15 protein-coding genes are annotated in these 14,563 nt (G+C 58.2%); 9 read left to right on the forward strand and 6 right to left on the reverse strand.

The window, feature by feature from the left end:
* Nucleotides 1–14: 14 nt before the first annotated feature.
* Nucleotides 15–389, reverse strand: a complete 375-nt coding sequence (locus RAE07_RS03775; RefSeq protein WP_316328361.1) for a DUF3099 domain-containing protein — start codon at nt 387–389, stop codon at nt 15–17.
* A gap of 104 nt (nt 390–493) precedes the next feature.
* Between RAE07_RS03775 and RAE07_RS03780 the strand changes: the two genes are divergently transcribed.
* Together RAE07_RS03780 and RAE07_RS03785 are read left to right on the forward strand one after the other, a co-directional pair.
* Nucleotides 494–778: a DUF3039 domain-containing protein gene (locus RAE07_RS03780; RefSeq protein ID WP_049361236.1), complete on the forward strand. Its 285-nt coding sequence runs from the start codon at nt 494–496 to the stop codon at nt 776–778.
* Nucleotides 775–2,541 (forward strand): DEAD/DEAH box helicase, encoded by a 1,767-nt coding sequence (locus tag RAE07_RS03785; protein WP_316328363.1) that lies wholly within the window; start codon nt 775–777, stop codon nt 2,539–2,541. Before RAE07_RS03780 ends, RAE07_RS03785 begins: the two co-directional genes overlap by 4 nt.
* Before the next feature lie 82 nt (nt 2,542–2,623).
* Here RAE07_RS03785 and RAE07_RS03790 read toward each other — a convergent pair whose 3' ends face one another.
* Together RAE07_RS03790 and ppgK are read right to left on the reverse strand one after the other, a co-directional pair.
* Entirely contained in the window at nt 2,624–4,102 is a 1,479-nt protein-coding gene (locus tag RAE07_RS03790; protein WP_316328364.1) for an RNA polymerase sigma factor, read from the reverse strand.
* Between the two features lie 200 nt (nt 4,103–4,302).
* Entirely contained in the window at nt 4,303–5,061 is a 759-nt protein-coding gene (gene ppgK, locus RAE07_RS03795; RefSeq protein ID WP_023021402.1) for a polyphosphate--glucose phosphotransferase, read from the reverse strand.
* On the opposite strand from ppgK, the gene RAE07_RS03800 reads away from it, so the two are divergent.
* Complete coding sequence (locus RAE07_RS03800; protein ID WP_284798560.1) at nt 5,060–5,947, forward strand: inositol monophosphatase family protein; 888 nt, start codon at nt 5,060–5,062, stop codon at nt 5,945–5,947. The two genes, ppgK and RAE07_RS03800, sit on opposite strands and share 2 nt — an antisense overlap.
* Before the next feature lie 112 nt (nt 5,948–6,059).
* Nucleotides 6,060–6,350: a DUF4193 domain-containing protein gene (locus tag RAE07_RS03805; RefSeq protein WP_023021404.1), complete on the forward strand. Its 291-nt coding sequence runs from the start codon at nt 6,060–6,062 to the stop codon at nt 6,348–6,350.
* A gap of 123 nt (nt 6,351–6,473) precedes the next feature.
* Here RAE07_RS03805 and RAE07_RS03810 read toward each other — a convergent pair whose 3' ends face one another.
* Nucleotides 6,474–7,010, reverse strand: coding sequence for a DUF3093 domain-containing protein (locus tag RAE07_RS03810; protein WP_034655386.1), 537 nt, complete (start codon nt 7,008–7,010; stop codon nt 6,474–6,476).
* Nucleotides 7,011–7,074: 64 nt separating this feature from the next.
* Between RAE07_RS03810 and dut the strand changes: the two genes are divergently transcribed.
* From dut to dxs, 5 genes are all read left to right on the forward strand, one after another.
* Nucleotides 7,075–7,548 (forward strand): dUTP diphosphatase, encoded by a 474-nt coding sequence (gene dut, locus RAE07_RS03815; RefSeq protein WP_023021406.1) that lies wholly within the window; start codon nt 7,075–7,077, stop codon nt 7,546–7,548.
* A gap of 48 nt (nt 7,549–7,596) precedes the next feature.
* Complete coding sequence (locus tag RAE07_RS03820) at nt 7,597–8,544, forward strand: DUF3710 domain-containing protein (protein ID WP_023021407.1); 948 nt, start codon at nt 7,597–7,599, stop codon at nt 8,542–8,544.
* Between the two features lie 17 nt (nt 8,545–8,561).
* Nucleotides 8,562–9,290: a DUF3159 domain-containing protein gene (locus RAE07_RS03825; protein WP_239204127.1), complete on the forward strand. Its 729-nt coding sequence runs from the start codon at nt 8,562–8,564 to the stop codon at nt 9,288–9,290.
* The gene (locus RAE07_RS03830; RefSeq protein ID WP_316328368.1) at nt 9,283–10,506 is read left to right on the forward strand and encodes a class I SAM-dependent RNA methyltransferase; all 1,224 of its coding nucleotides are present in this window, start codon (nt 9,283–9,285) and stop codon (nt 10,504–10,506) included. The genes RAE07_RS03825 and RAE07_RS03830 overlap by 8 nt, the downstream gene beginning before the upstream one ends.
* Before the next feature lie 128 nt (nt 10,507–10,634).
* Complete coding sequence (gene dxs / locus RAE07_RS03835) at nt 10,635–12,560, forward strand: 1-deoxy-D-xylulose-5-phosphate synthase (protein ID WP_023021410.1); 1,926 nt, start codon at nt 10,635–10,637, stop codon at nt 12,558–12,560.
* 21 nt (nt 12,561–12,581) lie between these two features.
* Here dxs and RAE07_RS03840 read toward each other — a convergent pair whose 3' ends face one another.
* Both RAE07_RS03840 and RAE07_RS03845 read right to left on the reverse strand, forming a co-directional pair.
* Nucleotides 12,582–13,826, reverse strand: coding sequence for an HRDC domain-containing protein (locus tag RAE07_RS03840; protein ID WP_316328370.1), 1,245 nt, complete (start codon nt 13,824–13,826; stop codon nt 12,582–12,584).
* Between the two features lies 1 nt (nt 13,827).
* Nucleotides 13,828–14,421: a DUF3000 domain-containing protein gene (locus tag RAE07_RS03845; RefSeq protein WP_232212620.1), complete on the reverse strand. Its 594-nt coding sequence runs from the start codon at nt 14,419–14,421 to the stop codon at nt 13,828–13,830.
* Nucleotides 14,422–14,563: the final 142 nt, after the last annotated feature.

The following is a 14,563-nucleotide window of genomic DNA, read 5'->3' on the forward strand; positions in this document are numbered from 1 at the left end:
TGGGCAGGAATCCTTTACTCTTCTTCGTGATCGATGATGTCGTGGTGTGCCTCAATGGGCCGGGCGGTGCCGCCGGATACCTGTGGGGCGTGGGCTTGGCTATAAAGCTGCCGGTTCATGGCTGGCTTGTACACGTTCTTTTCGCGCTTATCCTTCTTTTCTCCCCGGCCGTTGCCAATTACCACGGCGATCCACGGGAGGGGAAAAGTCACGCCCACAACGATTGCGGCTAACAGCCACCAATGCATATAAAGGAAATAGCCGGCGATGAGTAGGGAAGGAACGCGCAAAAACTGGAAGATTCCGTACCGAATTTCGCGGCGCTTGCGGTCCTGGCCAGGCGTGAGCTTGGCATCTGTGATGAGGTAGCGCTCTTTTTTGCCAAACAACCTAAACTCGGCTCCCCTCGCGCGCGGTAGTCATCCCTCGATATGGGGAAAGGGGCGCAGTGGCTGGCGTGCATGAGGTGTCCATGTTCTCCAAGGGTAGACGCATGACTCGCAAAGTTCGATGCCGATGCGGCAAAATAGAGGGCGTGACTACGACTACGAAGACAATTGAACGGCCAGATATTCGTGAAGACACTTCGACGACGGATAATGACACGCCGAAGTTCTTCCATTACGTCAAAAAGGATCACATCCTCGATTCCGCGGTCAACGGCAAGTATGTCGTTGCCCTATGCGGCGAGACCTTCCCGGTGACCAAGCAGGCAAAGCCGGGTTCTCCGGTATGCCCCGATTGTGAGCGTGTGTATAAGGGTCTGCGCCGCAAGTGAGGACTTTTAAAAAGACTAACCTTCGCGCTTGGCAGCAATCCGCCCTTGATAAATTCCTCGCCACTAAGCCGCAGGATTTTATGGCGGTGGCGACTCCGGGCGCCGGCAAAACTACCTTCGCGCTGCGCATCGCAACCGAGCTTATGGAAGACCGCACGGTCGAACGCGTTATCGTGGTGGTGCCTACCGAACACCTCAAGACCCAGTGGTCTAGCGCTGCCGCGCGAGTAGGTTTAGCGTTGGATCCTGCGTTTAGCAATTCTTCTGCTGTCAATCCCTCGATGGATGGCATTGTGGTGACCTATGCGCAGGTAGGAATGCACCCCTTCAAGCACCGCGCGGTGGCCTCTGCCCGGCGCACTTTGGTGATCCTGGATGAGATTCACCACGCCGGTGATGCCAAGAGCTGGGGTGATGGTGTCAAGGAGGCCTACGATGACGTTAACCATCGCTTGGCGCTGACGGGTACGCCGTTTCGTTCCGATGACTCGCCCATTCCCTTTGTTCAGTATGTAGACGACGGGGAGGGACACAAGGTCTCTCGCTCGGACCATACCTATGGCTATGGCGATGCGCTTGCCGACGGCGTCGTGCGCCCCGTTGTTTTCCTCTCTTACTCCGGCGAGGCCCGCTGGCGGGATTCGGCTGGCGAGGAACATGCCGCGCGCTTGGGTGACATTATGAATGCGGAGCAAACCGCCCGTGCGTGGCGCACCGCGTTGGACCCCAAGGGCGAATGGATCCCTGCAGTTCTGCAGGCAGCGCATACCCGGCTCATGCAAATGCGGCGCAATATGCCGGATGCCGGTGGCCTCGTGTTGGCATCGGATACGACGACCGCACGCGCGTACGCCAAGATCCTCAAACAGCTGTCCAATACTCCGGTGTCGGTGATTTTGTCTGATGATCCCGGCTCCTCGGACCGCATTCAGGAATTTTCTGAGTCCACCGATGAGTGGATGGTGGCGGTGCGCATGGTGTCTGAGGGAGTGGACGTCCCGCGCCTAGCAGTGGGCGTGTATGCGACGTCCGCATCGACCCCACTATTTTTCGCCCAAGCCATTGGCCGTTTTGTGCGCTCGCGCATGCCGGGGGAGACGGCGTCCGTTTTCCTTCCCTCGGTGCCTGTCTTGCTGGGCTTGGCCGAAAATATGGAAAAGTCCCGCGATCACGTTTTGGGTGAGGAAAAGCCGGACAAGGAGGGCTGGGACGATGAGCTGCTAGAGCAAGCGAATCAGAAGAAGACCGAACCGGACATGCTGGAGAAGTCTTATGAGTCGCTTGGTGCCGAGGCAGAGTTCTCGGGCCTGCTTTATAACGGTTCTCAGTTCAACACTGGGGACATGACCACGGATGAAGAAGCCGATTTCCTTGGTATTCCCGGATTGCTCGATGCGGAACAAGTCAAGGACCTGCTGCGCAAGAAGCAATCTGAGGAAATGGACCGCCGCGAGGCGGAGGAAAAGGCGCGGCGCGCGGCTGAGGCCGAGGAGGCTCACCGTCGCAAGCTCTATGGCATGGACTATGCCCCGGCCTCGCGGAAGAAGGCTGCGGAAGCTGAGTCAAGCGATACCGGAGTCGTCGATGAGCTAGGCCAGCTGCGCAAGGAGCTCAACACGGTGGTTTCTATTGCCGCCCAACGCTCTGGCCGCCCCCACGGTGCTATTCACACCGAGGTCCGCAAGGCCTGCGGTGGACCGCCCACCGCGCTGTGCAACGCTGAGCAGCTACGCGAGCGCATCGAATACCTGCGCAAGTGGTAGTTTGGCCACAACCGCCTGAGGGCAGCTACGCAAAAGCCCGCACCAGAAAGGTGCGGGCTTTGTTCTTGTCCACGTAAAACGATTAGTCGAGATAATCGCGCAATACCTGGGAGCGAGAGGGGTGGCGCAGCTTCGACATGGTCTTGGATTCGATCTGGCGAATGCGCTCGCGGGTAACGCCGTAGACTTGGCCGATTTCGTCTAAAGTGCGCGGCATGCCATCGGTCAAGCCGAAGCGCAGACGCACCACACCGGCTTCGCGCTCGGAGAGGGTGGTCAGCACGTCTTGGAGCTGATCCTGCAGCAAAGTGAAGGAGACAGCGTCGACCGCAATAACGGCTTCGGAGTCCTCGATGAAGTCACCCAACTGGGAGTCGCCTTCGTCGCCAATGGTTTGATCCAAGGAAATGGGCTCGCGGGCGTACTGCTGGATTTCGAGCACCTTTTCCTCGGTGATATCCATCTCCTTTGCCAGCTCCTGCGGGGTAGGCTCGCGGCCCAAGTCCTGCAGCAACTCGCGCTGGATACGGCCCAGCTTGTTGATGACTTCCACCATGTGGACCGGGATGCGGATGGTACGAGCCTGATCAGCCATGGCGCGGGTAATAGCCTGGCGGATCCACCACGTGGCGTAAGTAGAGAACTTATAGCCCTTGGTGTAGTCGAACTTCTCCACAGCGCGGATAAGTCCCAAGTTGCCTTCTTGGATGAGGTCCAAGAAAGCCATGCCGCGACCGGTGTAGCGCTTTGCCAAGGAAACCACCAGACGCAGGTTTGCCTCCAACAGGTGGTTTTTGGCCTTGCGGCCATCGCGGGCGATGCTGCGCAGGTCGCGCTTTTCCATGGGGGAGAGCTTAGCGGCCTTATCGCCTTCGGCGCGGGCCTTTTCCATCTCATCCATGCGGTGCTGTGCGTAAAGACCAGCCTCGATACGCTTGGCCAAGGAAACCTCTTGCTCGGCGTTGAGCAGGGCCACCTTACCAATCTGCTTGAGGTAGGCACGAACGGAGTCAGCAGAGGCAGTCAGCTGCGCATCCTTGCGTGCCTGACGCAGTGCAGCGGATTCTTCCTCGTCCCAGACGGAGGAGGAGTCCTCCTCTTCGTCATCGTCCTCATCGTCTTCGTCCAAGTCCTCTTCGAGGTCATCGTCCTCGAGGTCTTCACCGCCTGCGAAGTCATCATCTTCCTCGATGTCCGCATTGGTGGGATCGAAGTCGACATCTTCGTCGTGCTCGTCCTCGTCGAGCTCTTCTTCTACCTCCGGCTGTGCTTGCTTTTCGGACTCAGCGGGGGATTCCTGCTTCTTCGCCGCGGACTTGCGGACCGTCTTCTTCGTGGCCTTCTTAGCAGACTTTTTAGTGGTCTTCTTGGCCGACTTCTTAGCGGTCTTTTTCGCAGTCTTTTTGGCTGTTTTCTTAGCGGTCTTCTTGGCCGTCTTTTTAGCCGTCTTCTTCGCGGTTTTCTTTGCCGTCTTCTTGGCGGTCTTCTTTGCAGGAGTAGATGCCCCGGCGGCGTTTTCGCCCTCGCCGAGTGCCTGGTCTGAAGATTCAGTGGCTGCCACGTACGCCCTTTCGACTTACTTCTTGATTAAAACAGCTCAGTGCGCCCTAGCTGGGCGCTCGTCCATCACTGTGATGTTAACGCGTTGTGGCCTTATGCAGGCCAGACACGCCTTAGAGCTATTTAACTTAGGATCGACCGCCCAGTATAGAGGATCTTTCTCCTCTGCCGGTGGATAGGGTCACCAGCAGTGCATAAATTTTATGGTTTCAAGCCCTCTACCGCCGCCATTGCGGCACCAACAATCCCTGCACGATTGCGCAATTGTGCAGGCATGACGGGGGTGGCAATGTCAAGGTGCGGGCCCCACTTTTCAAACTTGCGCGAGATACCACCCCCAATGAGGAAAGCCTGCGGGTTAAAAAGCTTTTCATACTCCGCAAGGACCTTATTTAACCGCTTAGCCCAGTGCTTGTACTTGAGCCCTTCGCGGTCCTTGACGGCCGAAGATGCAATCCTTTCGGCTTCATCATCACCCACCAGCATGTGCCCTAGCTCGGTATTGGGGAAGAGCTGACCATTCAAGAAGAAGGCCGAACCGATGCCGGTGCCCAAAGTCAAAAAGATTACGGAGCCCTGCTTGGCGATGTCCTCTCCGTAGGCAACCTCGGCTAGTCCCGCCGCGTCGGCGTCGTTAAGCACGGCAAAATCCGCATCCAAGTAATCAGCGAATAGCTCTGTAGCATTAATGCCAATCCATTCCTTGGAAATATTCGCTGCCGTTTCTACCTCTTGGTTGCGGACAACGGAAGGCAGGGTAATGCCTACTGGGCCTTCCCACTGCTTTTCCTGGATGATCTGGGCTACCACCTTGGCAACATCGTGCGGAGTCGATGGCTGCGGCGTGGCGATTTTCATACGCTCGCCCACGAATTCGCCGGTGGCAAGGTCCACCTCTGCGCCCTTAATGCCCGAACCACCGACATCGACGCCAAAAGAATGTCCAGAAAGAGTAGTCATGCCCGACAGTGTAGAAGAAGGCACAATAGTTGGCATGACTGAGCACATCGATTTTCTCCAATTGCGGGATTTTGCCGTCTCTACCGCCACGCGAGCGGCCGAACTAGTTGCCGCCCGGCGCGCAGAGCTTGTCGCCGGTGACGGCATCGCGGCACATACCAGCACCAAGTCCAGTGATGTGGATCCGGTAACTGAGGTCGACACCGCCACAGAGGAATTCATTGCCACCACCATTCGTACCCAACGCCCAGGGGATGGAATCTTTGGGGAAGAAGGCGCCAATGTGGAATCCACCAGCGGTGTTACCTGGATAGTGGATCCGATTGATGGCACCGTAAATTTCCTCTACGGGGTGCCGGATTTTGCAGTTTCTATCGGTGCGGAATATCAGGGGCGCCTGGTAGCTGGCGCGGTGGTCAACGTGGCTCGCGGGCGCACTTATGCAGCCGCGGCCGGTCAGGGCGCCACGGTCACCGGCCCGGACGGGAAGGCGCACCCATTGCAGTGCGCCCACACCAAAAATCCCGCGTTGGCATTGGTAGCCACTGGCTTCGGATACGATGCCCAACGGAGAGCAGCGCAAGCCGAGCTGCTCACCAAGCTCTTGCCCCAGGTACGAGATATTCGCCGCATCGGTGCTGCCGCGCTGGATTTATGTCGCGTAGCTGAGGGCACGGTTGATGCCTACTTTGAGCACGGCATCAATGCTTGGGATTTTGCCGCCGGGGCAGTTATTGCCCGCGAAGCAGGCGCGGTGGTGCACCATCCAGGCTTTGAGAAGGGGTCTGCTCAGGGCGAACTTACCTGGGCCGCGGGGGCAGATTTGGCCCCCGCCTTTGAGGAACTTTTGGCAGCACACAACGCCACAGGCGCGTTGTGGGGGTAATAGTTTTCCACGCTAACGGCCGGTGAGATGACATCTAGCCATTTGTGCTTTACTATGCGCGATCGATAATTACCCATTCCTTAAAGCAATTTGACCATTAGGGGCGTGCATTATGGCCACCGATTATGACGCACCGCGCCGGCGCGCGGAAGATGAACTCGAAACTGACTCCCTAGAGGGGCTCAAAGCCGCTGAAAGCGACAACAACGGCATGGACGATGACGGAGAAATCGTCGAATCGTTCCAGCCGCCAACAGTTGACCTTACCGGTGAGGAGCTCAATGTTGAGGTAGTTCCCCGCCAAGAAGACGAGTTTACTTGCGGCTCTTGTTTCCTAGTGCAGTCCAATAAGCGCTATTCCCACGATGAGGATGGCCAGCCTATCTGTAAGGACTGTGCTTAAAGGAAAAATCGCAGCAGTAAAGAAACCCCGCACACGGCAACTTGCTTAAAGCCGAGTGCGGGGTTTGGTGTTGTGGCCGCCTCGAATCTGCCGGTTCGAGGATGCCTACAAAATCTTTAAAATTTAGTGCTGTTCCGGCAGGAAGGCATGGAGTAAAGCTTCTGGGTCCTTCGAAGCGATGAGCCAATAAGGGGTATCGTCCTCAGGATCATTGAGCACCATCATGGCGTGCTCATCCACCCAAGCGTGGGAGACCAAGAACGCCGCGGGATCGAATTGCGGGCCTAGCGCATTACGCCGTGCAGATTTGGGAACCGTGATAGACCGCGAGACCACGTCGTTGGGTAGTTGGGCGTCTTTGACTGAGAGCCAACGCGTTCCGTCTGGGTCACGCTCTACCACGATGACCGTATTGGACCACGTAATAAGTACCCACACGGCGATGGCGCCAAGGAGTATTGCAGGAATAATGGTCCACCACATGGAGCGGTTTAGCCCGGCGGTAGCAGAAGTAAGTGCCACGATGCCGGCGGCAAAAAGCCAAAAGTACCAAGGCACCCATTGGCGTTCGCGGTAGAGCACCTGAGGGGCCATCGTGCCCTGTGCAGAAGCGGAGCTCGACGGTGCTGGAGTTGCGGAAGAAGCAGATGTATCAGACACGTCTAGCTAGTCTAGTCCACACGCACCACAGAATGAACCTGCTAAGGCAGGTAGGATTGGCCAGGTGACTGACTCGTTTCCATATTCTCAGCCAGAAAGCCCTTTCGGCGATATTAAAGTCAAGCGTCTAGACAAGGAGCTTCCGCTGCCGAAACGCGCCCATCGCGGCGACGCCGGTGCGGACCTCTACGCAGCAGAAGCACTTACGTTGCAACCCGGCGAGCGCGCCCTTGTAGGCACCGGGATTGCAATTGCGCTGCCACTAGGAACAGTCGGTTTGATTCATCCACGGTCCGGGTTGGCTGCTAAACAAGGGCTTTCGGTAGTTAATACTCCGGGGACAGTGGATGCTGACTACCGCGGGGAAATCAAAGTCTGCCTTATCAACCATGACCGGCATACCCCTATCGAAATCGAACGCGGAATGCGTATCGCTCAGCTCGTGGTCCAGCGCGTTGAGCTAGTGGGATTTGCTGAGGTCGAAGAATTGGAGGACACGGACCGGGGAGCCGGTGGCTATGGCTCTACCGGCGTGTAGCTAAAGCAATAGAGACTTAACGAAACTTCTAGAAAGGATGTAGCAACCATGGGAATCTGGCCCTTTGGCAAGAAGAACGAGGATGCGAAGAAGGAGCAGGCACAGCCTGCAGCAAAGGGCGAAAAGCCGGCGGGCCCCGAGTCCGTGGATAAAGATGCCCAGGAATCATATGCTCCGGTAGAAGATACCGCAGCCGATGCTGCGGTAGCTTCTGGCAATGAACCACGCGAATTTGCCCATGACGCTATCAACGGTCAGACCGGCCCCTTTGATGGTGACTCCGTAGATATCGAAACTTTCGATTTCAGCGACTTTTCCATCGGCATTTTAGATTTGGGCTCTCTGCGCATCCCACTGCCAAAGGAGTCCCAGGTACAAGTAGAAATGGGCGAGCAAGGCCCGCGAATGCTGCACATCGTAACCAAGGTGGGCCGAATTACCCCCGTAGCCTTTGCCGCCCCACGCAAGCCGGGCCAGTGGGCAGAATCCGTCGAGGAGATCAGGGAAGGCATGAGCCGCGACGGTCTCACCGTTACTACCGAGCCAGGCCCGTGGGGTGCTGAGGTCGTGGGTAAAAACGACAATGGCCAGGTTCGCGTCATCGGTGCAGATGGCCCACGGTGGATGCTGCGCATGACGCTGGCGGCACCGGCAGGAATGGAAGCTGACCTGGCAGAAATGGCCCGCGAGGTAGCCGCGCGCACCTTTGTCTACCGTGGAGAAGACCCCATCTTGGCCGGAAACGCTTTGCCGGTCATCATGCCCGAGCAGCTCGTAGAGCAAGTCAAGCAGGCCATGGACCAGCGCCAGCAGGAGCAGCAGGCAGCCGCTAATGCCCAGAACCACCCAGAAAACGGCGTTGGCGGTCCAGACCCTGCAGCAGAAGCAGAGGCGGAACAGCACTTGCGCGATTTGGGCGGCACCCCACAGGAGGGGGAGAATGGATCGTCCCCGCAGGACCCCGATGAGGGTTCTGCACCTACTTCCAAAGACTAGGCAAAGCAGTAAACCACGTGACACATTCTTCCTCGCCGCAGTCCTCCCAGGACGCAAAGAACCTTGACGCTAATGAGTCTCAAGCCGAACCCACCCTATTGGAACAAATGGGTGGGCTATCCGGGCTCGTTTCCGCTACCTTGCCGGTCCTTGTGCTGATTCCAGTCAATAACTTTTTTGGGCTGGGCCCAGCCCTCGCAGCGGCGCTTGGTGTAGCCGTTGCTATCGCTATCTGGAGGGTGCTTCGCAAAGAGACCCTTCAGCCAGCCATATCGGGGCTTTTGGGCGTCGCTCTGTGTGCGGCAATCGCCTGGTTTACCGGTGATGCCAAAGGGTATTTCTTGTACGGTATCTGGATGTCGTTGGCGCTATGCATTGCCGCCGTACTCTCGATCCTATTCCGGTGGCCCGCGGTGGGCGTTATCTGGAAGGGGATTAACGGCGAGGAAATGCAGTGGCAGAAGATTACCCCAGCGCGCCGGGCCTATGCCATAGCTACCGGTGGGTGGGCGGTAATCTTTCTCGCCCGTTTTATTGTCCAGCGCGCCATCTATGATGCCGATGCAACTACAGCATTGGGAGTGACCAGAATCCTAATGGGATGGCCCCTGACCCTTCTGGTAACGGCGCTTACCGTGTGGATGGTGCGGCGCGCGGACACAGCTGTGGAGGAAGCTACAGGCGCGGGTGAGCGTACGCAGGCACAACCAGAACCACTACAAGAGGCCGAGGTAGAAAATGACTGAACCTACGATTAGCCGGGGCGATAGTCTTGAGGTGAGAATTGACCGCATGGCACACGGCGGGGAAGGAATCGGCCAGGCGCCTGATGGGCGAGTTGTATTTGTTCCACGCGCATTTCCAGGAGACGTCGTTAAGGCTAAGGCCGGCCGAGTCAAGAAGTCGTTCATTAAGGCGGACCTGGACAGTGTAGTGACCCCGGGTGCGCTGCGCGTGCCATCGTCGTGCCCAGCTGCGGAACAAGGGGCAGGCTGCTGCGATTTTGCAGAGCTAGATCCTGCGGCCGAAACTGGGATTAAGGCAGAAATCTTAGCGGAGCAGCTGCGCCGCACTGGCGTTAAAACCAGTGCGGGCCTAGACATTGAACAACACACCCTAGAGCCGGTGAGGGGCTGGCGCACTCGGGTTCGGTGGGGCGTCGACAAGCAAGGGCGTGCTGGAACCCGTGAGCGTCGGTCCAATGAGCTCGTTACGGCAGCCGCCTGTACGCAGCTGGCTCCGGGATTGGCAGACGGCCTCGTCGGAGAAGGCGCACGTCGTTTTACCCCAGGTGCAGAGGTCATTGCTGTTGTCGATGGCGCGGGAGACCGCCATGTAGTAGAAACCCGCAAAGCCCCGCGCGGACGCCGCGTAGAGACCATCCGTGAGGTGGTAGAAGGCAGCGGCCAAGTGCAAGAACATGTGGGTAGTAGGACGTTTAGCTTCCCCGCCACTGCCTTTTGGCAAGCCCATAGTCAGGCGCCGGCAGCGTATACCCAGCTGGTAACTGAGTGGCTCGGTCAACGTGAGTACCAGGAACGTACCGCCTGGGATCTTTATGGCGGCGTTGGGCTTTTCGTTCCAGCACTGGCAGCAGCCGTGCAGGGCAAGGTCATCTCCGTGGATTATTCGCCAGCGGCAACGGCAGCGGAGCAGCCCTGCCTGGCGGACTGCGATGTGGAACTAAAATCCGCGAAGGTGGAGCAGGTTGCTGCGCAGTTACCTAAACCAGGCGCTGTAGTCCTCGATCCCCCACGCACCGGCGCAGGCAAAGACGTGATTCGTTCCGTGGCGGCCGCTGCACCCCAAGCGGTCGTGCACGTGGGATGTGACCCAGCAACCTTTGCTCGCGATCTGCATTACTGGGACGAACACGGGTACGGGATTGAAAAAATGGCGCTCATTAACGCGTTTCCCGGAACGCATCACTTCGAAACGATTGCGCTCATTACCCCTGCCTAATGCGCCGCATAGGTGCCCAGGCGCGGCCGGGTACGGTGCCGCGCCCTAGCCGGAATATAATATTCACCGCCCGCCGCGGGTACGGTAGAAAAGAAGAACTAAGCACAGAAGGAGTTGAAGGCCGCTCCATGACTATCTTGGATACCATTAACTCGCCGCAGGATCTCAAGGCACTGTCCGCAGACAAGCTTGAAGAGCTTGCGGCAGAGATTCGGCAGCGTCTCATTGATAAGGTTTCCGTCACAGGCGGACATTTGGGTCCCAACTTGGGCGTGGTGGAACTGACCATAGCGTTGCACCGCGTATTTGATTCCCCGCGCGAGCCCATTATTTTTGATACCTCGCACCAGTCTTATGTGCATAAAATGCTTACCGGTCGCACCGATCAATTCGATACCTTGCGGCAAAAAGATGGTCTTTCGGGGTACACGGACCGCGGCGAGTCCGAGCATGACTGGACCGAGTCCTCGCACGCTTCGGCCTCGCTGTCTACGGTGGATGGCTTGTCGAAGGCCTTTAAAATCCGCGGCGATGGTCACCGCAACGTTATCGGCGTCGTTGGTGATGGCGCCCTGACCGGCGGTATGTGCTGGGAGGCACTCAACAATATCTCCGAGGACAAGGACCGCAATGCGGTGATTGTGGTCAATGACAATGGCCGCAGCTATTCGCCCACCATCGGTGGCCTCTCGGAAAATCTTGGTCGTATCCGCTCTCAGCACGGCTATGACGAACTTATGGAGCAGGGCAAGCGCCGCCTGAAACAAATGGGTTGGGTAGGCGAGCGAGCCTTCGATGCCCTGCATGCCATGAAAGAAGGCGTCAAGTCTACGGTCTTGCCAACCGAGATGTTCCCGGAACTAGGCATGAAGTACATCGGTCCCATTAACGGGCACGATATCGATAGCTTGGTGCATGCCCTGACCTATGCCCGCGATTATGACGGACCCATCATTGTGCATGTGGTTACTGAAAAGGGCCATGGGTTTGCCCCAGCCGTCAATGAGCCAAAGGATCAGATGCACTCAACCGGTGCTATTGATCCGGTCACCGGTGTGGCAAAAGGAACTAAGCAGCCTGGCTGGACCGCAGCTTTTTCAGAAGAGCTTGTAGCCGCTGCTGAAAAACGCGAAGACATTGTGGCCATTACCGCTGCCATGGCAGGGCCGACTGGGCTCACGCCGTTCCAAGAGCGCTTTCCTGAACGCTTCTTTGACGTGGGAATCGCAGAGCAGCACGCGATGACCTCCGCCTCTGGTCTTGCGCTCGGGGGTATGCACCCAGTCGTGGCGGTATATTCCACCTTTTTAAATCGAGCCGTGGATCAGGTCATTATGGATATTGCGCTGCTGAAGCTGCCAGTAACCATCGTGCTCGACCGGTCCGGGGTTACCGGTTCCGATGGTGCATCGCACAATGGTGTGTGGGATATGGCGCTGATGAGCATCGTACCGGGCATACACATTGCCGCCCCGCGCGATGGCGCGCGCCTGCGGGAGCTCTTACGGGAGTCGCTAGAAATCGAATCCGGCCCCTCCGTAGTTCGTTTCCCTAAAGGCAACCTGCTGCCGGATATGGATGCGGTAGAAACCTTGGGGGATGGCGTCGACATCCTCCACTACGGCGAAGCCGACGCTGGCGAGGACACCCCAGAGGTGCTTATCGTCTCTATCGGTGCCATGTCCGCGCGCAGCATCGAGGCAGCGAAGCTGCTCGGAGAGCAAGGCGTTAACGTAACCGTCGTTGACCCGCGTTGGGTTGTGCCGGTTCCAAGTTCTATTGTGGCACTCGCCGCTGACCACGATCTGGTGGTTACGGCAGAAGACGGCCTTGTACGCGGCGGTATTGGCTCCATGATTTCTGAAGCCCTCAGCGCAGCCGAGGTAAATACCCCTGTGCGCCGACTTGGCGTTCCGGGATACTTCCCTAAGCACGGCTCGCGCGGCGAGGTCCTAGAGGAATTCGGGCTTACCCCTGAACTTATGGCGGCCTCGATTAGCGAGTGGGTAGAAAACTTCACTGCTGATGCCAATGAGCTGGGAAATGAAGGCTAGGCCTGTCCTGGTAAATATCTTCTAGAAAAGACCGTCCACGATAAGCGGGGCGGTCAATTCTATTTGCCATTCGCGCGCGCCTTCCCCGCGGAGAAACGCAGCGACGTCGTCTGGCTGGCGGATGGAACCGGCAACAGAATCAGGTCCGCGGTGGCGTTTATCAGCACGTACCCCTACCTTCGCCCATACTGCGGCGCGCACGGTGGCGGGGCGGATAATAAGCTCGGAGGACATTCCAAGATCATCGCCTAGTTCCGCGATGTCGGCGCGAATAGTTTGATATATCTCCCAGAGATCAGGGTAGTCCTTGGTCCAGATGGTCTTGGAAGGGACCGGATGCGGGGTACGGTGCACGCGAGGCCGCTGGTGCGGGGGAATGGCGCGCGCCTGGTTTAGCACCGCCATCCAGCGGGCGGTGGCCCCCTTGCGCCGGCGGGGAAAACCCTTGATGCGGGCCAAATCGCTACCAGAGGTGGGGAGAACGCGCGCAATTTCTACCAGCGTCTTATTCGCTAAAACCCGGCCGGGTGCAGTATCGGTGCGCCGAGCTATTGCGTCCCGTTTGAGCCATAGCGCTCGAGCGGCGGCAAGCTGGCTGCCGTTGCGCAGGTTGGAGACTCCCTTTAGGTCGCGCCAAGTAGGTGGCTGCGGGTGAGTATCACCGGCATGCTCGCGGACAATGGAGGAAAATTCCTCTAGCGCCCAATCCATTTTGTCTTGTTCGGCCAAGATATCGCGTAGTGAATCGGCTAGCTCGAGGAGCAGCTCCACATCTAGTGCGGCATAGGCCTTGAGTTCCTCGCTGAGCTGCGGGGTTGACCAGTCAGCGTCGCCGTAGCCTTTTTCTAATTCGATATCAAAAAGCTCTGCAATCATTGTGCCCAGATTCGGGCGGTCGAAACCAGCGAGCCGCGCCGCTAGCTCGGTATCAAAGATGGAGCCGGGCAATAGCCCAAGCCACCCTAGGCAGGGCAAATCCGAATGCGCGGCATGAATTATCCATTCCGCCCCGTTGAGTACTGGGGCGAGGGCAGCGGTGAGCTCCGCGCGATGGCCTTCAGGGGCAAAAAGCATGGTGCCTGCGCCGCGGCGGCGAATTTGAACTACGAAGGCGCGGTCATCGTAGCGATAACCAGAGGCGCGTTCAGTATCGATGGCAAAAGGGCCCGTACCTGCAGCTAGGCGTGCGGCGGCAGCGGTGAATCCATCCCGGGTAGCAAGGACCGCCGGGATGCCCTCTACCGGCCGGCTGCGCAATTCTGGCATTCTAGTGGCCGAGCTTGGTAACGCCCTCAGGAGGGAGGCCGGCAACGTTAGCCAATACCTTTGCAAAAGCCTGCACGTGAGGCGCCAGATCGAGGCCTTCAGCGGTCCACGAAGCACGCATTTCGATTTGATAGGCGCGCGGTGGGCCACCAATCTCCCCAAATCGAACGGACGCGGTAGAGGTGACGGTGCCACCCAAGTTGGTGTGGTCGGCGCCTTCCTCTTCTAGGCCTTCATTGAGCCACTGCCAAGCCACATCGGGCAAGAGCGGATCTCCTGCTACGGCATCATCCATATCGGCCTGAATATACGCCACAAGGCGCATAGCGCCCTCCCAGGCTTCCTCAGCACCCGGATCGTGGAGCAAGATAAGGCGGCCAAATGCATCGCCTTCCGCATCAGTGGGCACGATGTCTGGGTTGTCTTCGCCTCCCACCTCGAGGCCGATAGCGTGGCTAAACGGCGCAAGGCGCTGCGGTGGGCGAATGGAGCCCAGGGTTATCTCGGGGCGCAGGTCGGCCGCGTGCATTGACTCCACTGCTTGGGTGAATGCGGCGGGGGTAGCTGGTTCGTGGCTTTCCGCTTGCCTGTGCAAAGGAGTGGGGGCGGAAGCCTCGGCGCTGCGTGGGGTGGTCGATTCGGAATTGCTCACGACGTTCAAGCTATAGTTTCACAGCCTCTAGCTGGGGGAGGCGCGCCGATGCGAGAGCGTGTCGGCATCCCCGCGGCGGGGGAAG

The organism is Corynebacterium nasorum (genome assembly GCF_032821635.1).
GTDB lineage: Bacteria > Actinomycetota > Actinomycetes > Mycobacteriales > Mycobacteriaceae > Corynebacterium > Corynebacterium kefirresidentii.

What these genes read in the sequence shown, in the direction of transcription:
- RAE07_RS03780 (WP_049361236.1), top strand. Translation starts at nt 494, where the DNA reads ATGACTCGCAAAGTTCGATGCCGATGCGGCAAAATAGAGGGCGTGACT.
- RAE07_RS03800 (WP_284798560.1), top strand. Translation starts at nt 5,060, where the DNA reads ATGCCCGACAGTGTAGAAGAAGGCACAATAGTTGGCATGACTGAGCAC.
- ppgK (WP_023021402.1), bottom strand. Translation starts at nt 5,061, where the DNA reads ATGACTACTCTTTCTGGACATTCTTTTGGCGTCGATGTCGGTGGTTCG.
- RAE07_RS03805 (WP_023021404.1), top strand. Translation starts at nt 6,060, where the DNA reads ATGGCCACCGATTATGACGCACCGCGCCGGCGCGCGGAAGATGAACTC.
- RAE07_RS03820 (WP_023021407.1), top strand. Translation starts at nt 7,597, where the DNA reads ATGGGAATCTGGCCCTTTGGCAAGAAGAACGAGGATGCGAAGAAGGAG.
- RAE07_RS03830 (WP_316328368.1), top strand. Translation starts at nt 9,283, where the DNA reads ATGACTGAACCTACGATTAGCCGGGGCGATAGTCTTGAGGTGAGAATT.
- dxs (WP_023021410.1), top strand. Translation starts at nt 10,635, where the DNA reads ATGACTATCTTGGATACCATTAACTCGCCGCAGGATCTCAAGGCACTG.
- RAE07_RS03840 (WP_316328370.1), bottom strand. Translation starts at nt 13,826, where the DNA reads ATGCCAGAATTGCGCAGCCGGCCGGTAGAGGGCATCCCGGCGGTCCTT.